The sequence below is a fragment of the Agrobacterium sp. S7/73 genome, assembly GCF_019355535.1.
GTDB lineage: Bacteria > Pseudomonadota > Alphaproteobacteria > Rhizobiales > Rhizobiaceae > Agrobacterium > Agrobacterium tumefaciens.
In genome coordinates, this window is record NZ_CP072136.1 from 2,473,479 (window position 1) to 2,491,194 (window position 17,716).

Sequence of the window (17,716 nt, forward strand, 5' to 3'; positions counted from 1 at the left end):
AGCTTTAAGCGATGACACAGGTATTGGGCATCGTCGATATCGTCTGGCGGGGACGTAACATCCCCGTCGAGAAGGGGGCGAAATTCCGCAAAGGCGGTATCAAGAACAACGCCGTGACCTATGGCCGAGGCGTCGGCCGCGCCCAAGAGTATCAAGGGTCGCAGGTCACGGCCACAACCCACCTCGAAAGGGGGCAGCGCCTGGGCAGCCTGCTCGATCCCGGCGAGGGTGAATTGCAGATCGTCTGCGACACCGGCCAGACATACGTCTTGAACGACGCCTTTCTTGAGGGGGACATTCCCGACGTGACGGGCGGCGAAGGCGGGAAAATCGAACTCAAATGGGCTGGCGGATCGCCCGAGGAAATTCTCTGATGAGTACTACACTGAAGGTCGATCTCGACGAAGACGCACCGAACGACGACGTTGTTTCGAAAACGGAGACCGTCATCAATGAGGATGCCGGCACACTCGTGGACGACGACATCATCGACGAAGACGCCAGCGCCGATTCAAAGCTGCCGAAGCGTGCGCGCCCGAACGCCAATGGCTCGGTGACGCTTCCGCTCTTTGAAAAAGTCACGCTCACCACCCGTAAAGACGGCAAGGTCAGGGACCGCGTTTTCACCGAACTGGTCTTCCATCGCTTCAACGGCGCTGATTTGCGAGCCATCCAGGCGACCAGCGACGCCAAGGCATCTGTCGTGATGTTCTCACGCTCGACCCGCATTTCTGAAATGGTGATGGATAAACTCTTCGACAAAATGGATGGCGTCGATGTCGCAGACGGCCACAGGATTGTTATGAGTTTTTTGACGAGTGGGACGAAGACTGGCCAGTAAAGCTCGGCGGCATCGCTGACGGCTCCGGGTTCAGCGAGGCCGAGATCGCCAACATGACGATCGACAAAGTGCAGTTCTGGTGGAACTGCATCATGGCCTACCGAAAACATGTAAACGACCTCGCAAAGACCTAGATCAGGCCCGCCCGCAACGGCGGGCCTGATCAGTTTCACGCGCGCGTGAGAAATTCCGTTTTATTTTGAAGCGGGGCGCGCCGTGGCCAATCGGAACATGAATCTTGATGTCATCGTTCGCCTCAAGGACCTCTTGAGCGGACCTTTGCGCGGCATTAAAGGTGCGCTTAATGGCGTCATTGATGCCGCTCGCAAGATCGGGTTTGTCGGCGCTGCCATTGCCGGTATTTCCTTCCTCGGCCCCATGCAGGAGGCCGCAGCTTTTCAGCAGCAGTTGATCGACATAGCCGGAACGTCAAATCTGACGGGACAGGCGGCCTTTGCGTTCGTCGATCAGTCCAAGGCAAAATTCGAGCAGCTCGCCCTTGATGTCGGCCAACTCTCCGACACTGTCGCCCGAGGCGCGGGACAGATGATCGCGGCCGGCGTCGATAACGGGCTTGTAGACCGCTCCATCGGATCGATCAGCCGCGCCGCCACCGCCGCCAATGCCGAGATGAACGACATGGCGTCCGTCGCCACGTCGCTGCTCACCACGCTGAAGCTTCCGGCCGATCAATTGGATGACGCCATGGGCGCGCTGGTGACGGCCGGCAAGCTCGGTTCCTTCGAGCTGAAGGACATGTCGCGCTACTTCCCGACACTGACCGGGCAGATGGCGAAGTTCGGCGTGACCGGCCGCGAGGCGATCAACTTCCTAGGTTCCGCCCTCCAGATCGCCCGTAAAGGTACATCCGATCCGGCCGAGGCCGCCAACAACCTGAAGAACTTCCTGTCGAAAATCCTTGCCCCGGCCACGGTCAAGAACTTCGCGGACATGGGCGTCGATATTCAGAGTGTGATGCAGGACGCGGTGACGAAAGGCATCAACCCGATAGAAGCTGTTGTACAGAAGATCACGAAGCTGACCGGCGTTTCCAGCAAGGAAATTCAGGGCCTGATGGGCAAGGCGAAGGCTGCCGGCATGTCCGACGCTGACGCGCTGGCAACCGTGCGCGAGCAGCTCGAAAAGATTTACGGCGCTGGCAAGCTCGGCGAACTGTTCTCTGACATGCAGGTGATGGACTTCCTGATCCCGATGCTCGGCAACATCGACGAATACAAGTCGATCAAGGACGAGGTTGCCAAGGCGACCGGTAGCGCCGTCGATGCCGACTTTGAAACCCAGATGCAGGGCCTCAACCGCCAGCTCACAATCTTCCGCGAAATCGGCACGCAGGCATCCCGCGAAGTCGGCCTTGCCTTCGGCACATGGATGCCAGCGATCAACGGCTATCTGATGGATGGCCTCAAATGGGTTCGCGACTTCGACGCGGCGACGGGCGGAATGGTCAAGCAGGGCCTTGCCTTCGCAGGCGTGGCCGTTCTGGCGGCAGTCGGTCTCGGCGTCCTGGGCGTCGTGTTGCCTGCGATCGGCGCGGGTCTGTCGGTTCTGGCGGCGCTGTTCAGCCCGGTGGGTATCGCGCTGGCGGGCATCGCTGCTGCCGGCGTCTATATCTATCGCAACTGGTCAAGCTACGGTCCACGCCTGTCGCAAATGTGGAACCGGCTCGGCGATGTCTGGGGAACTGTTCGTCAGAAAGCCGCCGCAGCGGTTCCGCATCTGCGCAATATCGGCAACCAGGTCATGGGCGTTGCCCGCGATTTGGCTGGTCGCTACGGCCCCATTATCCGCGCCGGTCTCGGAGCAGCGCTCGACGACGTGACGGCAGGATGGCAAAACCTGAAGAAGCTGATGTCCGGCTTTGCCGATGGCCTCGATCTCAAGTTCGACCTTTCCGGCCTGACAATCGAGGATGCCAAGCTCGCGGCCTTCCGTGGTCTTGATGTCGCATTGAACGGCATTGCCAGGGCATGGCAGGGCATGAAGGAATTCGGCTCCGGATTTGCACCGTGGCTTGAGCCGATCGGCAAGGCGGCAGGCGGCGCGGTCAGATCGATCGGCGGCATCGCGACCGGCTTCATCCGGCTCGGAGCTGCTATCCGCGAACTTGTCGGGCTGGGCGAAGGCGGCAAAATGTCCGGCATGTTTACCGGCGTCATGAAATTCCTAGGAGACCTCGGCGGCCAGACGGTTCTAGCGGCATTCAAAATCCTTGAAGACGTAGCGGGGGCGATCGAGTGGGTGGTGAAAGGACTTGCGTCCCTGGTCGAAGCCGTCAACCGCGGGATCAATTGGAGCGCACTCATGCCGGACGGCATCGCCGAGGCGTGGAACAGTGTTGCCACGGCACTGGAGCGCGTGAAGGCCGCCCTCAGCATCGAAAGTGTTTCGAACGCACTAGGCGTTTCCGGCAAGCGCAATTTAACGGAGTTCGGTCCTGGCAGTCGCCAGCCCGCTAACCAGAACGGCGTCCTGCCGGCACAGGCATCGCCGACCGCGCCCGCCGCGCCGCAGCAGCTCAACGTCAAAACCGAGGCGAAGGTTGTTGTCGAAGGCCCCGGCAAGGTTGTCGGCCAAACTACCACGGTCACGTCGCCGTCGCCGAACGTCAATACCGGCCGCGCCGTCGGGAGGGACTGATGCTGCTCGACAGTCTCGATTCTGCTGAAGGGCTGCTGCCGGGTGTCTATCGCGGCATCCCGATTTCCATCGTCGATGTGTCGAGCGACCATGGACGGCGGGTTCTCGAATATCTGTTCCCCGGCGTCGATCCCGCCGCCTATGACGATTTCGGCGTGGGGCCCTCCGGCATCAGTATCGAAGCGCTTTATGTCGGAGACGATTATCGCGCACGGGCAAAGCTGCTCTCCAAGGCCTTTGAGACACCAGGGCCGGCGCTTCTCATTCATCCATGGCTTGGCCCGATGCAGGTCATCATGGAAGAGCCGGCGCAAATCCGCTTTTCCGAAAGGGAACTCCGGGTCTTCCGGATTTCAGCGCGGTTCAAGCGCGCGCCGGCGTCATCGGTGTCAGGTTTCTCTGGCGGACTTTTGCCCTCGGCCCTGTCCAACTTCACCAGCGCAGTAACCTCGCTTGCCACCTCGATCGCGCTGACCGTCATTTCCAGCGCCCGCACCGCTGCGACCATTCGCAGCCGGCGCATCACGTCTTCCGTGACCAATTCCATCGTGGCGCGTCCGGATGCCCGTTCGGCCGTCAGTGAGATACGTTCCGCGCTGGCCGCCGCTTCTCCTGTCTCGCCCTCCGCTTTCGACGCCTGGGCCAGCTCGGCCGCCTCGGTCATCGCGCAGACGATCGACGTTCCGGCCGTCGCCCCTGCGACGACGATCGCGACCACGACGCCCAGCGCCCAGGCACTGATGAGCGCTGGCCTTTCCATCGCAACAGGATTACTGGCGGAAGCGGGTAAGGCACCGTCTGCGATCGACGCACTTTTGCTGGTCGGCGCTGCCGGCCAATTCGTAGCCGCGTCGGCCGAGCAGTCTTCTTATGCGGATTTTGTATCTCGGCAGGAGGCCCTTCGGTATCGCGCCGCCATGACCTCGGCTCTCGGCTCGTTCATTGACCAGGTCGAACAACAAGCACCGGCCACCATGCAGGCCGCCAGTTCAGCCGCCTCATCATCCGCACGATCGTTGATTGCTGCCATCGTCTCCGATCTCAATGAGGTCATCGGCCGCCTGCCATCCGTGCGCCGCCTCTCCGTCAGCCGCGATACCGACGCCTGGCTAATCGCGCAGCACCTGTCGGGCGACACGCCAGCGCAGCTGGAAGCGGTCTATGCCGACCTCGTCGCTCGCAATGATCCGTCACACCCTGCGCAACTGCCTGCCGGCGATGTCGAGTTTCTGGAGCGCAGCTAATGGCCAAAAGCATCAAGCTCTTCCTCGACGGCGTGGCCTATGACCAATGGACATCAGGCGAAGTCACCCGCGACCTGAAGGATTTTTCCGGTGCCTTCAGCTTTACCTTTCGCGATGGCGAGGCTTCAAAACAGACTTTCGTCTTCGCTTCTATGCCGATCCTACCGCGCCTGCGCTCCCAGATGCAGGCTAAAATCATGATCGGTAAACGCACAGTCCTTTTGGGGCATGTCGAAGATGTGGCCTATGATGTTAGCGACGGTAATGCATCGGTGACGATCTCCGGCCGCGACAAGACCGGCGATCTGATCGACTGCTCGGCACTGGCGGAAGGTCCGGCCGAGCTGAAGGGCGTCAAGCTGGAAGACGCCGCCGCCAAGATCGCCGAACCGTTTGGCCTGAAGGTCCGCACGGAAGTGGACACCGGCGAGACCTTCGATCGCTATTCGATCGACCTTGGCGAGACCGCCTTTTCCGCCATCGAGAAAGGATCGCGGCAACGCAGTGTCCTCATTCTTTCCGATGGCGTCGGCAACATCGTCATCACCCGAACGGGCAAGACACGCGCACCCGATGGGATTAGCCTGCCAGGTAACGTCATGGCCGTCAGCGCATCCTTCAGTACCGCAAACCGCTTCAGCAAGACTGTAGTGCGGGGTCAATCGGAACGGTCTGGCAAAGCCCGCAGCGCTGCCGCGCTCGATGCTACAGCCGAGCCGATCGGCGCGGACGGTCGCAATGACGGTGACGGCTCGGCCCGTGAGCGAGAGCGCAAGGGAACCGTCGCGACTGGCCGGGCCGAAGATGATGAAATCAAGCGATATCGCCCGAAAGTCCATCTTGCCCGAAGCAAGGCTGGTGCAGACAGCGCCCAGGACGAAGCCGACTGGCGCAATCGAACGTCTCGTGCTGAAGGCGACGAACAGACCTACACCGTCAAGGGCCACGAGGCGAATGGTGCGCTTTGGACAGTCAACCAGGTCGTACCCGTATCGGATGCCTTCCTTGGCATTGAGCGCGATCTGCTAATCTCGGCTGTCCGTTATGCCGAGGCCGACCAGATCACCACGGATATCTCCGTTTGCTCGGCCGAGGCTTTCGATAAGGAGCCGGTCGGCAAGCGACGAACAAACAAATCCGGAAAGGGCAAGGCCAACAAAAGCACCGGGCCGCTCGATGGGAAGGCCGAGGCGTTATGAGCGAGATCGTCAACAAGCTGCGCGGTCTTGTCCGTCGCGTCACCGTCAAAGACATCAAGGATGACGGCCAGATGCAAACCGCCTCGGCGGAGGTGGCCGAGGGTGTCTGGCGTGACGATCTCGAAATCATGCAGCCCTATGGGTTCCACTCGGTTCCTGATGATGACGGCGCTGTCGGCGTGGCGCTGGCGATCGGCGGCGACGAAGGCGACATGGTGATCCTGCCGCTCGCCAATCCCTCCCAGCGCATGGGCGGCTTGAGCAAGGGCGACGTCGGTCTTTCTAATAAGTTCGGCGATCGCATTATCATCCGGGCAGGCGGCGGCATCGAGGTTCAGGCGGCCGCGTCCATCACGCAGAAGGTGGGCGGCGTGACCATGACACAAAGCGCAGATGGCGTTGCCATAGTTGGTGGCAGGCTGACGCACAACGGCATCAACATCGGCAGTGACCATGGGCGCGTTACTGCTCCGCCCGGTCCTCCTGGTCCGCCAGTTAGCGACTAACCGCCCGCCACGGCGGGCCTGATCAGCCTTGCGCGCGCGCGATAGTTTCGCGCCATGACCGGATTTTTCGACCTTGCCCTGACCTATGACGCCACGCGGCGCTGCTGCGATCTGGTGCTCGATGACGATTTCAACCTGGTCGTGGACGAAACCCCTATCACCCCGATCCTGCTTTCTCTTGGCATCGATCGCCGCGCCTCTCCGGATGATGAGCTGCCGGAAGGCCGATCGCAGTTTCTTGCGCCTGTTTCCTTTTCCGAGCGTCGTGGCGCGCTGCTTGATGGCCTGAATGCTGCCGGTGACATGTCCGGCTGCAAGCTCTGGCTTCTAGAGCGCGCGAAGGAAACCGAGATTACGCGCCAGCTCGCCGAGTATTATATTGCCGAGGGCCTTGCCTGGGCGGAAAGCGAAACAGGCACGCCAGCCGAAATCGAAGTCTGGTGGCTGCGCGACGGCGTGCTGGCCTATCGTGTCCTGGTCGAGGATGCCACCCTCGAATTGACGCGAAAGGTGGCGTGATGGTCTGGCCCGTTCCTGCCGCTAAAACGATCTTCTCACGCCTCGCAGCCGCCTCCGAAGTGCTGCTGCTGAGCATCTATCCGCAGGCGGATGTGAAAAAGATTTCCCGCGCCGTGCGCTCGGCAAACGGAATGTTCGCGGTGATCTGGAGTGCCGTCGCTCCTGAGGTCCGCGAAACCCACGACCATGTTGCATGGTGGGCGCGGCAATGGATGCCGGACAGTGCCGATGACGAAGCGATGATCATGCGGCACGCTTCCATCTGGGGCATCGATCCTCGTGATGCCAAAAAAGCCATCGGTTCGGTCACGATCGAGGGAGCGGCCGGAACGGTTCTTGCTTCGGGCATCGCGATGGCATCTACGGCTTCCACCACGTATGTCACGACAGCAGGCGGGACAATCGCGGCAGGCGGCACCGTCACCGTCACCGCCCAAGCCGTCGCGCCCGGAAGCTCTGGCAACCTCGAAAGCGGCGTGCAGCTCTCGACCGTTGTTGCCTTTCCTCAGATATCGAAAATCACGGTTGCCACCCCATTTGCCGGCGGCACCGATGATGAGGAACCGGAGAGCATTCAGGAGCGATACCTTCAGCGCATCCGTGAGCCGCCGATGGGCGGTTCTGCCTCGGATTACCGTGCTTGGGTTAGCAATGTCGCCAGCGTGTACGCCGTGAAGGTCGTGGAAGACTGGATTGGTCGCGGCTCCGTGGGTCTCGTCATCGCCCTGAAAAACGATGACGGCACGCCGCGCATCCCGACCGCGCTGGAGCTGACGGCGATCGGCAACTATCTCGGTGCACAGGGCAGTCAAACTGGCGCTCGTCCCGTCACTGCAAGGGTCATCCCGCTGGCGGCCGAGCTGGTCAGTATTCCCGTCAGCGTGCGCCTTCGCCCTGATGGCGCGTTGACGAGGGCGGCGGTTCAGGCGGCATTCAATCGCTTCATCGCCACCATCGGTGACGAGGACGATCCGCAGAACGAAAGCCCGATTGGCGCGACCATTGAGCCGTCGCGGATATCAGAAGCCATTTCCGCCGCAGATGGAGAATATTCCCATGACCTGACCATCCCGGCCGCAAGATACACGCTCGGCGTCAAAGCCTGTCCCGTCGCCACCGCCATCACCTGGCTGAATTAAGGAGGTCTTGAGACATGTCCAGGACCTCTTCAACCATCCTTCAAAGCCTCTTTTCGAAACTGCCGATCGGATGGGCGCTGCGTTATCGCGGTGGCGTCATGCGCGTGATCCTCGGCGCGGTCGCCGAGACCATCGCAGACGCCGAGGCGGCCGCCGAAGCGATGATGAATGAAACGGACCCGCGCCTGGCGGATAAGCTGCTTGCCGATTTTGAGCGATGCCTAGGCCCTGATCCATGCGGCCGCGACCAAGACGGTCTGTCCGTCCAGCAGCGCCGACAACTCGCTTTCCAGCGCTGGACTGCCCGAGGCGGACAATCGATCCCCTACTTTATCTCGGTCGCTGCCGCGCTTGGCGTCACCATTACGATAGAGGAATTCTGGCCCTCCCGCGCGGGCGTGCTTCGCGCTGGTCAGCGGCTGCGCCCCGAAGGGTCTCAATTCGTCTGGCGTGTCAATATTCCCGGCCTCGTCACACTCACTGACTTTCGGGCAGGTGCCAGCCGTGCCGGTCACAGGCTTGGATCATTCCAGGTCTCGGCCATCGAGTGCGTTCTGCGCCGCTACAAGCCCGCCCATACAACAATTGTTTTCAAGTACGGAGAAGCCTGATGGATCGCATCAATGGCGCTGACACTATCGATATCGGCGGCGGCCGTCGTGGCTTTCGCGACGAAAACCTTGCAGCTGGCGCGGCCGGCACAGAAGTCACCGCCCTTCACCTCAACAGTGTGCAGGAAGAAATCCTGAAGGTGATAACTTCAGCGGGCCTTGTTCCCAGCGATGCGGACTGGTCGCAGTTGTGGCAGGCGCTCAACGCTTTGGGCCTTTCCCCTCAGAATCAAAGCCGCCAGTGGCTGGCGGTTATCTCGATCACCTTATCCAGTCCGCCTGGCAGCCCAGGCATCGGGGACACCTATTATATTCCAGCTAATGCTTCCGGTCTTTGGGCAGGAAAATTTGGGCAGATCGCACAATGGACCGGTTCGTCTTGGCGGTATTTCGTCAATAACAATGGCCAAGGCCTCGGTCTGCCAGATGGTAGAGTGTTCATCAATTGCTTCGGCCTCGGCCTGATTGAGAAACCGGCGCTCGATGTGCAGTCAGGCAAATGGAGTTTTGCCGTTGCAGGTGGAACGGAGAACGCGCTGACAACGTCGCTGACGCCCGCTCCCGATGCCTATCGTGAGGGAACAGCCATTCGCCTTAAGGTCGCGGCGATTAACACCGGACCCGCTACTTTGAACGTCAACGGGCTCGGCGCAAAAGCTATCCGTCGCGCAGATCAAACGCCTCTTATTGCGGGTGACCTTGTGACAGGTCAGATCGTCGAGTTGATTTATGACGCAACCGGCTGGCAGATTTCAGGTCTTCTGACCTCACTGGCTCGTGGTGTTGGCGTACAATCTTATACCACGGCCGGCACCTTCACCTGGACTGCGCCGGCCGGTGTTACCCGCGTCGAGGTAGAGCTTTGGGCTGGTGGCGGCGGCGCTGCATCAGCGCCAAACGTCAACGGTCAATACGGCGGTGCGGCTGGTGCGGGCGGCTATTCCCTTGGCGTTTACGATGTCACGCCGGGGGCGAAATACACCGTTGTAGTGGGTGCAGGTGGGTCCGGAGCCTTGACTGCAAATAGTAACGCTCCGGGCGCTCCGGGTGGGCTTTCGTCGTTTTCGCCTGAAGGCGGCTCTGCACTGATTTACGCGACGGGCGGGCAGCGTGGTGAACCTCGCAGTGTGGGCGGGTCTGGTCCCGGACAAGGCATGTTAGGCACCATTCTCAATCTCAGAAGTATGGGCGGGTCCGGCTCTGGTGCGGGCGTCAACGATCCGCCTGTTGGTGGATCGGCGGCTCGCGGTGGTGCTGGCGGACTGACGGGTTCGCCGGGAACACAGCCCGGCGGTGGCGCTGGTGGAGCATATTTTAACGGAGTTCCTGCGGCGGGCGCTGCCGGTCTCGTCCTGCTACGTTGGTAAGGGAAACAGGCATGAAGTACGTTTTGGTTCAGGACAGCAAGGTTCTCCAGATTTTCGATGTCGACCCGAAACTTCCGACACGGGAGGGTGCCACGGGAGAGCACGATCCGGCTGTCTTGGAGGCTCCTGATGCGGTCGATCACGATTGGGTTCTGAAAGGGAATGAGCTGCTAGCGCCCGCGCCCGTGGACGGTTCGCTCGATGCGGTGAAGGCCGCTCGCGTTGAAGTTCTCAGGGCAGCATGTGAGGCAACGATCATAGGCGGCTTCGCGTCCAGCGCGCTTGGCAACCCCCACACCTATCCGAGCGACATCAAGGCGCAAATCAATCTCATGGGGTCTGTCACCGACAGCCTTATGCCAGACCTGCCAGCCGATTGGGCGACACCGTTCTGGGTCTGCGATGCAGTCGGAGCGTGGGCTTGGAAGATGCACAATGCGGCTCAAATTCAGCAGGCCGGCCGCAATGGCAAAGCGCATGTCGTCAAGTGCCAGACGCTGCTCGGTGAACTGACCATGCACGTTCTCGCAGCAACGACGGCCGAGGCCGTCGCGTCCATTGTCTGGCCTGAAGGAGGCAACGCATGATCAAGCTCACCACCATTGCCGAAACTCTCGAAGGCGCACCCTGGACACCAGCAGATGAGATTTACCTCCAGATCGCCGCCACCACCGACCAAGCGACCGTGGACGTACAAGCGCGCGTTTCCGTCGATGCAGATTGGGTGACCGTCGCCACACTTAACCGCACGTCCACGCCTATCGTGCGGATCGCCAAGCTTCCGAGCTTGCGCCTGGTCGCACGCAATAATCCGGCCAGCAAGACGCTGACCGTTTGGGACAACTCCTGATGCGGTTTGCGAACCTGCCTCTTATCCTGCCGCAGAATGGTCCACTGGCGCTGTCAGCGAATGAGGCAGACGTTTTCTCCGTCAACCAGGTAAGCTCTGCCTTCGGCCCGCTGAAGACCAAGCTGGCAGCGGGCAACAACGCCAACATTTTCGCAAACACCGACAGTACCGGCTATTCCGAATACGGGCCGTACTACAAATTCGCCGTGGCTCTAGGCGACCTCTACAACGCCACCGTTATCATGCACCGGTGGGCCGAATGGGGTGGTTCATCTGCCAATGGTCCGAAGGACTATGCCGCGCCGGTTGTCATCCGCAATGGAACGTCTCAGACGATTGACTTCTGGCTGGCTGCTCTTCCTGGCCAAGTCGCCGGCTGCATGTTTGAGGCATCGCGCAAGCCGACCGCAATCGACGCGATCCCGCGACCCGATGTTGCTATCACCCATCACGGCCACAACATGTCCTCATTCGAGACGCCGGGAAATGATTTGGCGATCGGGCGCGGGCTGTTCTGGTCGATCATCGGCTTGATCAGTTGGCAATGGAAGGACGTGCCGCAGGTCATCACCACCCAAAACCCGTGGCGCGACAACGCGGGATACGACAAGGTTTATAACGCCATCCTCGGCGTGGCATCGGTTTTCCCGAGCCTTACCATCGTCGATACCCACAAGCTTTATATCGACGCGGGCAAGGCACCGATCCTTTACCGGACGAACGATGTTTCGCCCGTGTACCATCCGTCCGATACCCAGGGTAACGATGAGGGTGCGCGGCTAGCGGCCGGTGCGCTTATGGCGTCCTTTAGGAAAGCAAAGAAGGCGGCGTTTTCAACCGTCAGCTGGATGGAATTGCCGATCGGCACAAACCTGTTCATCAACGGCGATCTTTCAAACTGGTCTGGTGCGCTTCCGGTTAACTTTTCTGCCGTGTCGGCCGGTTCGGCAACCAAAGATACCGACCCGGCAAATATCCACCCTGGCGCAGGTGCGGCATACTCGGCCAAGGTCAAGCCGGCAGACGCTAACGGGCATTTCTCGTCCATATCGAATTCGTTCGATGCGACGGAGCGGGCCTCGATGTCCGGGAAAACGGTCACAGCCATTATGCTCGCCAAGGCCAATCCCTTGCAGCGTGTACCGTTTACCAGCTTCGTCACACGGGCGAACAACGGTTTACGCACGTATTCCGGCGGTGCCTTGATGTGGGGTGCAGCGTCAGGTGCTGGCGGCTGGATGCCTATCACCTATGGCGGCATACCCTGCGATGCGGGCAATACCGATGCCAATTCAAGCTACAAGTTTGTGCCGGCATTCGGCGCTTCGGCACCGCCCACCGCTGATGTCGCATGGCTTCAACGATGCGTGATCATTGAAGGACTTGTGCCACGCCTCGGTCTGGTGCGGCCAGGTGCCTAAGTGCCACGCTCACGGCGTGACGTAGCCGCCCTCTGTACGGGTCATTTTGAAGTCGTTACAACCAAGTCACTAACGTTGGCTGGGGATACAGAATGACGCTCTTTCTCATCTTTATATGGATACTGGTCTGCGGGTTTGTTCTGTGGTCAGTCGTCTCGATGGTCTGGCGGAAAGACCACCGCAAGTTACTGAAGCGCCGAGCCATAGCCGGTTTCGTGGTAGGCGTTGGGGTTTTGGCTGGTATCGGTTTCTCTTTTGATCGCGACGCTAAAATGGCAGGCTTTGCGAGCATGGAAGATCAGTCTCGCGCAAACAAAGCTGGCATCGCCGATGCTGCAATTTGGGCTGATATAAAGAAGGCAGACGAAATAGTGCGGGTGCAGCGAGCCGCTGACGAGGCTGAGAAAACCCGTTTAGTGGAAGCAGAGCGGCAAGCGAAAGCCGACGAAGACGCAAAGACCGCAGCACTCGCAGCGGAAGCCCAAAGGCGGAAGGACGAGGAAGAGAGCAAGGCGAAGGACGTCGCGTGCCGCGCCGACATCCAGTGCTGGGGGGAAGAAGGTTGGGCGGCGGCTACAGCGCGTTGCCCGAATGAAATCGAAAAGCTCGCAAAATGGGATTTCGAATGGACCGACAGTTGGTCTGAAACGAAACTCTCGCACTATCGCTGGAAGAGCCAAAAAGACGGCATCGTCACCTACATTGGTGACAAGTTAAAAATGCAGAATGGCTTCGGCGCATGGAAGCATGTGAGGTACACTTGCGACTTCGATCCCGTCACGAAAACCGTGCTCGACGTATCTGCGCTGTGACGTGAACCGCCCGCGTTATTGAATGGGTTTTAAATGACCCTCAAGAACCACTTAAGGCAGGTTTGACACCGTTATTGGAATTCTAGAAATTCCGATTTCTGGTGTCAAAATTCCGATTTCGCGCTACAGGGTACAGACACTTAGGGCCACGTTGGAGCTAGTCTGACAGACTATTGCAAACGTTCGTTTTTGCAATTCCTCGTGTCAAATTTGCAAAAAACCGCTACAGGGTACACTCGCAGCAGCTGACGATCTGGAACCGGCGCTTCCGCACCCTTCTCGATCTACCTGAGCAATTCGGGCAGGTGGGGCTGCCGCTGACGGACATCGTTTCCATGCTGCAGGAGCGCGGCGACATGCCGCCGGGCGACACGGAACAGCTTATCACCAGTTTCCTGACCATGGACCTGCCTTTCTCGCTGGTGCTTGGCGGCGGCGAGCGCATCATCGAAGTGCGCTCCAACACCATGCCGGACAAGGGTATCGTCGCCACCTTCACCGATATCACGCAGAGAGTGGCGAGCGATCAGGCACTGAAACAGGCCAATGAAACGCTGGAACAGCGGGTGGCGGAACGAACCGTCGAGCTTACCCGCGTCAACCGCGAACTTGCGGAGGCAAGGGCATCGGCCGACGAGGCGAATATCGGCAAGACACGGTTTTTCGCTGCCGCTGGCCACGATATCCTCCAGCCGCTGAATGCCGCGCGGCTTTATTCCTCCTCGCTGGTCGAGCGGCTTGGCGCCTCGGGGGAAAGCGATCTCGTCCAGAACATCGATTCGGCGCTCGAGTCGGTAGAGACCATTCTCGGCGCGGTGCTCGATATTTCCCGCCTCGACACCGGTTCGATGAAAGCGCGCATGACATCGGTGCCGCTGAACGAGCTGCTGAAACGCATCGAAACCGATTTCGCGCCTATGGCGCAGGAAAAAAACCTCGATCTCGTGGTCATGCCCACCTCGCTCACCGTCCGCTCTGACCCCAACCTGTTGCGGCGGCTGATACAAAACCTCGTCTCCAATGCCATCAAATACACGCTGAGTGGCAAGGTCATCGTTGGCGCGCGCCGCCGGGGAGGCGATGTCGTCATTCAGGTGACGGATTCCGGCATCGGCATTCCCGCATCCAAATTCCGCACGGTTTTCAAGGAATTCGCCCGGCTGGATGAGGGTGCAAAAACGGCCTCCGGCCTCGGACTTGGTCTTTCAATTGTCGACCGGCTGTCGCGCATGCTGCACCATCCGGTACAGCTGATTTCCACACCCGGAAAAGGTACGACATTCCGTATCCACCTGCCGCGCGAGGCAGACCGCCTGACGCCAGCCAAGGCCGCTGGCGGGATCACCAATCCGGTGGCGAGCGACCGGCTTGCCGGCGTCAGGGTACTCTGCATCGACAACGAGCCGAAAATCCTCGAGGGCATGACGCTATTGCTGACGGGATGGGGCTGTGAGGTCTTACCCGCAGGTTCGGTGGCCACACTCGAAGAACCGTTCCTGACAATGTCAGCGGCGCCGGATGTCATCATTGCCGATTATCATCTCGACGACGGCGACGGTATCAGCGCCATCCGCCTGATCAGGACATTCTACGGCAAAACGATCCCTGCCCTGCTTGTGACGGCGGACCGCAGCCCGGAAGTGCGCAGCGATGCGGAAAAATATGGGATTTCCGTCCAGCATAAGCCGGTCAAACCGGCGGCGCTGCGGGCCTATATCAACCAGATATCCAGCACGACCCGCGCGGCGGCAGAATAAAAAAACTCCCGGACCTTGCGATCCGGGAGCTCTTCGACTTTCAAAAATTCCAATGTCAGGCTGCGCGGCTCAGTCGATCCTGGCCAGTCGCCGAGCCCTGCTCCATCTGAAAACGCTGAACCAGATCGAGCAACGCTTCCACTTCGCCCGACAGCACCCTGCTGGCTGCGCTCGACTGTTGGGCAAGCGCCGCGTTCTGCTGGGTCATCTGGTCCATCTGGTTGACGGACCCGTTGACGTTGTGGAGCGCGGAGGACTGATCCTGCGTCGCCGTCGCGATGGTTTCGACATGCTGGCTGACGGCGACAATCTGATGGCTGATGGCTGAAAGAACCGTGCCCGCTTCCTGCACCAGCTTCGATCCGGAGCTCACCTCATGCGTTGACTGGTTGATGAGCTGCTTGATTTCACGTGCCGCATCTGCGGAGCGTTGTGCAAGTTCACGCACTTCCTGCGCCACGACCGCAAAACCTTTGCCCGCCTCGCCCGCACGCGCAGCCTCGATGCCGGCATTGAGGGCGAGAAGGTTGGTCTGGAACGCGATGTCATCGATGACCTCGATGATCTGCTCGATCTTGCGCGAGGCGTCTTCGATACGGCCCATGGCGTCCACGGCATTGCTGACGACCGAACCGGAACTGTCGGCGCTCTGTTTGGTGATGCGGACGGCCTCGTTGGCTTCGCGCGCCCGCTCGGCCGACGATCTGACCGTTGCGGTGATTTCCTCGACAGCGGCTGCCGTCTCTTCCAGCGAGGCCGCCTGATTCTCCGTGCGCTTCGACAGATCGACCGACGATTGCTCGATTTCAAAACCGCTATGCTGGATGACCAGGGTGCGCTCGCGGATTTGCCCCAGCGCATCGCGCAGGTTGAGAAGGGATTCGTTGAAGTCCGTGCGCAGACGATCCAGACGGCCGTTAAAGGGTGTCTCGATCGTGCGGCTCAGATCACCGCGCGAAAGCCTGCCGAGGCCGGACGCGATCTCGCTGACTGCGAATTCGATCTGGCCGTCCAGCTCCTGCTTCTCGGCATCGTTGCGGTGACGCTCCGATTCCGCCACGGACCGTTCCTCAGCGCTTTTGCCCTCGATCGCGAGTTTCTCAAGCGCATTCTCGCGAAATATCACGAGAGCGCGGGCGATGTTGCCGAATTCATTGGTATTGGTGGCATAGGGGATCGGCGTATCGAGATTGCCGTCCGAAAGGGACTTCACCGCATCGGTAAGCTTGCCCAGAGGCTGCAGGGTGCGCCGGATGACGAAATAGGCGAGCAATCCCACGCCGACCATGGCAACTGCGCCACAGATCAGCATCAGGTCGCGCAGGCCGAAAATCTGGGCTTCGTAGACGGCCATGGGAACGCCCACGAAAAGAATACCGACGGTCGCTCCGGACCTGTTGAGAACCGGCATGTATCCGGTCATGTAATTGGTGCCGAAAAGCGTGGCGGCGCCGAAATAACCCTCACCCTTGGAAACCTTTTCGAAAGCGGGATGGTCGGTGGCGAGCTTCGTGCCCGCTGCTCTCTCGCCCTTTTCGTTCTTCAGATTGGTGGTCATGCGAATATAATCGCCGGCCTTGGCTTCAAAAACCGTGGCGATGCCGCCATTACCGGCAGCAGTGCGGTCGACGAGATCATTGTCGCGCAGTGTCCCGATGCTGGCGCGGCCGATACTCTTGAGCTCTCCATCCACCATTTCGAGGGCCACGCCGCCGACCTTCATCTCGTAAAGGATCGCCATGCCGCGCATCGCGCTGTGCGTGTCACGCAGCGCAGTGGTGATGATATTGTCCTTCAGGCGAATGTATGTCGAAAAACCAACTGCCGCGACGCTGAGCGCAATCAGGCCGATCGTCAGCACGACGACCTTACCCGCAACGGACTTAAAGAGCCGGTTGTGCATGAAACAGTTCCCCAAAACCAAACTTATAAAAGTTCTAGTTGGCAACTGTTAAAAAAACGCGAAGTACCGATAGCAGCTTTTAGAGTGGATTACACAAGCCGCGCCGGCGCCTGCCGACTTACAGGGACGGGAAAGCCCGCCCCCTTCATCAATGGATATAGCCGAGCCGGATGGCCTTTGCGATCGCCTGGATACGGTTGACGGAATCGAGCTTGATCGTCGCTGAACCCAGATAGGCGTTGACGGTGTGTACCGAAAGCCCGAGCTTCACCGCGATTTCTTCGCTGATACGGCCATCACCCGCCAGTTGCAGACAGGCGATTTCCCTTTCGCTCAACGCTTCAGACGGTGCCACCTTGCGCTCATCCAGCGCCAGCATATCGACCATGATCTCGCAGCATTTGATGTGCTGTTCGATGACGACCTCGTTGTCGAGAACGAGGTTGCTGCCACAGAAAACGATGTAGCCGTTGCCGATCGTGCCGAGCCGCACCGGCAAAGCCAGTCCCGCATAGGGCAATGTATCGTTCTCGATCCGGCGCATCAAAGCCGGCACGTCAGGAAGATCGGCAAAACCGCCGGCATTCTTGTTACGCCAGATGACCGGCAGCAGCGATGTCTCGATATGATCCAAAAGAATATCGCCGACAGCGCGGATGAACTGCGCGCTCTGTTCGGCGGCATTCATGCCCCAGTTCTCCAGCTCGCAGGTCAGCTTCTTCTTGTTGGGGAAGCCGGAGGCGGCAGCCTTCGTCACCACGAAATTACGTGCGCCGACCAGTTTCTGCATGGCGACCAGCTTCGGAAACAGATCCGACCGGCTTGTCACAACAGGGCTGCGGTAAAACATACCGCTGCTTTGACTCGTACCCTCATTATCTTTCGTCTG

The 17,716-nt window shown here is 59.9% G+C and carries 16 protein-coding genes and 1 pseudogene; 15 read left to right on the plus strand and 2 right to left on the minus strand.

Going from position 1 to position 17,716, the window contains the following annotated elements:
- Positions 1-11: 11 nt before the first annotated feature.
- The 15 genes and pseudogenes from J5276_RS12330 to J5276_RS12400 all read left to right on the plus strand — a co-directional run.
- A complete protein-coding gene (locus J5276_RS12330) occupies positions 12-374 on the plus strand; it encodes a phage tail tube protein (protein ID WP_219256677.1) in 363 nt (120 codons plus the stop codon).
- Complete coding sequence (locus tag J5276_RS12335) at positions 374-841, plus strand: hypothetical protein (protein ID WP_219256678.1); 468 nt, start codon at positions 374-376, stop codon at positions 839-841. Before J5276_RS12330 ends, J5276_RS12335 begins: the two co-directional genes overlap by 1 nt.
- A gap of 231 nt (positions 842-1,072) precedes the next feature.
- A complete protein-coding gene (locus J5276_RS12340; RefSeq protein WP_219256679.1) occupies positions 1,073-3,499 on the plus strand; it encodes a phage tail tape measure protein in 2,427 nt (808 codons plus the stop codon).
- A complete protein-coding gene (locus J5276_RS12345; RefSeq protein ID WP_219256681.1) occupies positions 3,499-4,743 on the plus strand; it encodes a DNA circularization N-terminal domain-containing protein in 1,245 nt (414 codons plus the stop codon). The genes J5276_RS12340 and J5276_RS12345 overlap by 1 nt, the downstream gene beginning before the upstream one ends.
- The gene (locus J5276_RS12350; RefSeq protein WP_219256683.1) at positions 4,743-5,942 is read left to right on the plus strand and encodes a phage baseplate assembly protein; all 1,200 of its coding nucleotides are present in this window, start codon (positions 4,743-4,745) and stop codon (positions 5,940-5,942) included. Before J5276_RS12345 ends, J5276_RS12350 begins: the two co-directional genes overlap by 1 nt.
- Positions 5,939-6,448, plus strand: coding sequence for a phage baseplate assembly protein (locus J5276_RS12355; protein ID WP_219256685.1), 510 nt, complete (start codon positions 5,939-5,941; stop codon positions 6,446-6,448). Before J5276_RS12350 ends, J5276_RS12355 begins: the two co-directional genes overlap by 4 nt.
- Positions 6,449-6,502: 54 nt before the next feature.
- Positions 6,503-6,967, plus strand: a complete 465-nt coding sequence (locus J5276_RS12360; RefSeq protein ID WP_219256687.1) for a phage GP46 family protein — start codon at positions 6,503-6,505, stop codon at positions 6,965-6,967.
- The gene (locus tag J5276_RS12365) at positions 6,967-8,106 is read left to right on the plus strand and encodes a baseplate J/gp47 family protein (protein ID WP_219256688.1); all 1,140 of its coding nucleotides are present in this window, start codon (positions 6,967-6,969) and stop codon (positions 8,104-8,106) included. Before J5276_RS12360 ends, J5276_RS12365 begins: the two co-directional genes overlap by 1 nt.
- Positions 8,107-8,120: 14 nt before the next feature.
- Entirely contained in the window at positions 8,121-8,717 is a 597-nt protein-coding gene (locus tag J5276_RS12370; RefSeq protein ID WP_219256689.1) for a YmfQ family protein, read from the plus strand.
- On the plus strand, positions 8,717-10,084 hold the full coding sequence (locus tag J5276_RS12375; RefSeq protein ID WP_219256690.1) for a DUF2793 domain-containing protein: 1,368 nt from the start codon (positions 8,717-8,719) through the stop codon (positions 10,082-10,084). The genes J5276_RS12370 and J5276_RS12375 overlap by 1 nt, the downstream gene beginning before the upstream one ends.
- 11 nt (positions 10,085-10,095) lie before the next feature.
- Complete coding sequence (locus J5276_RS12380; RefSeq protein ID WP_219256691.1) at positions 10,096-10,671, plus strand: hypothetical protein; 576 nt, start codon at positions 10,096-10,098, stop codon at positions 10,669-10,671.
- Positions 10,668-10,934 carry a hypothetical protein gene (locus tag J5276_RS12385; RefSeq protein WP_219256692.1) on the plus strand — a complete coding sequence of 89 codons (267 nt, stop codon included), beginning with the start codon at positions 10,668-10,670 and terminating at the stop codon, positions 10,932-10,934. The genes J5276_RS12380 and J5276_RS12385 overlap by 4 nt, the downstream gene beginning before the upstream one ends.
- Entirely contained in the window at positions 10,934-12,355 is a 1,422-nt protein-coding gene (locus tag J5276_RS12390) for an SGNH/GDSL hydrolase family protein (protein WP_219256693.1), read from the plus strand. The genes J5276_RS12385 and J5276_RS12390 overlap by 1 nt, the downstream gene beginning before the upstream one ends.
- 92 nt (positions 12,356-12,447) lie before the next feature.
- Positions 12,448-13,167: a hypothetical protein gene (locus J5276_RS12395; protein WP_219256694.1), complete on the plus strand. Its 720-nt coding sequence runs from the start codon at positions 12,448-12,450 to the stop codon at positions 13,165-13,167.
- A 236-nt stretch (positions 13,168-13,403) separates the two neighbouring features.
- Positions 13,404-14,924, plus strand: a pseudogene (locus J5276_RS12400) (NahK/ErcS family hybrid sensor histidine kinase/response regulator); the annotation flags it as partial.
- 55 nt (positions 14,925-14,979) lie between these two features.
- On the opposite strand, the gene J5276_RS12405 reads toward J5276_RS12400, so the two are convergent.
- Both J5276_RS12405 and visR read right to left on the minus strand, forming a co-directional pair.
- Positions 14,980-16,827, minus strand: a complete 1,848-nt coding sequence (locus J5276_RS12405; RefSeq protein ID WP_112154769.1) for a methyl-accepting chemotaxis protein — start codon at positions 16,825-16,827, stop codon at positions 14,980-14,982.
- A gap of 148 nt (positions 16,828-16,975) precedes the next feature.
- A complete protein-coding gene (visR, locus tag J5276_RS12410) occupies positions 16,976-17,677 on the minus strand; it encodes a transcriptional regulator VisR (protein WP_003515015.1) in 702 nt (233 codons plus the stop codon).
- Positions 17,678-17,716: the final 39 nt, after the last annotated feature.

Bases quoted from the DNA above. Each gene is read 5' to 3' on its own strand.
- J5276_RS12395 (WP_219256694.1), top strand. From the start codon at position 12,448: ATGACGCTCTTTCTCATCTTTATATGGATACTGGTCTGCGGGTTTGTT.
- J5276_RS12370 (WP_219256689.1), top strand. From the start codon at position 8,121: ATGTCCAGGACCTCTTCAACCATCCTTCAAAGCCTCTTTTCGAAACTG.
- J5276_RS12350 (WP_219256683.1), top strand. From the start codon at position 4,743: ATGGCCAAAAGCATCAAGCTCTTCCTCGACGGCGTGGCCTATGACCAA.
- J5276_RS12330 (WP_219256677.1), top strand. From the start codon at position 12: ATGACACAGGTATTGGGCATCGTCGATATCGTCTGGCGGGGACGTAAC.
- J5276_RS12390 (WP_219256693.1), top strand. From the start codon at position 10,934: ATGCGGTTTGCGAACCTGCCTCTTATCCTGCCGCAGAATGGTCCACTG.
- J5276_RS12345 (WP_219256681.1), top strand. From the start codon at position 3,499: ATGCTGCTCGACAGTCTCGATTCTGCTGAAGGGCTGCTGCCGGGTGTC.
- J5276_RS12360 (WP_219256687.1), top strand. From the start codon at position 6,503: ATGACCGGATTTTTCGACCTTGCCCTGACCTATGACGCCACGCGGCGC.
- visR (WP_003515015.1), bottom strand. From the start codon at position 17,677: ATGTTTTACCGCAGCCCTGTTGTGACAAGCCGGTCGGATCTGTTTCCG.
- J5276_RS12405 (WP_112154769.1), bottom strand. From the start codon at position 16,827: ATGCACAACCGGCTCTTTAAGTCCGTTGCGGGTAAGGTCGTCGTGCTG.
- J5276_RS12355 (WP_219256685.1), top strand. From the start codon at position 5,939: ATGAGCGAGATCGTCAACAAGCTGCGCGGTCTTGTCCGTCGCGTCACC.
- J5276_RS12380 (WP_219256691.1), top strand. From the start codon at position 10,096: ATGAAGTACGTTTTGGTTCAGGACAGCAAGGTTCTCCAGATTTTCGAT.
- J5276_RS12365 (WP_219256688.1), top strand. From the start codon at position 6,967: ATGGTCTGGCCCGTTCCTGCCGCTAAAACGATCTTCTCACGCCTCGCA.
- J5276_RS12375 (WP_219256690.1), top strand. From the start codon at position 8,717: ATGGATCGCATCAATGGCGCTGACACTATCGATATCGGCGGCGGCCGT.
- J5276_RS12335 (WP_219256678.1), top strand. From the start codon at position 374: ATGAGTACTACACTGAAGGTCGATCTCGACGAAGACGCACCGAACGAC.
- J5276_RS12385 (WP_219256692.1), top strand. From the start codon at position 10,668: ATGATCAAGCTCACCACCATTGCCGAAACTCTCGAAGGCGCACCCTGG.
- J5276_RS12340 (WP_219256679.1), top strand. From the start codon at position 1,073: ATGAATCTTGATGTCATCGTTCGCCTCAAGGACCTCTTGAGCGGACCT.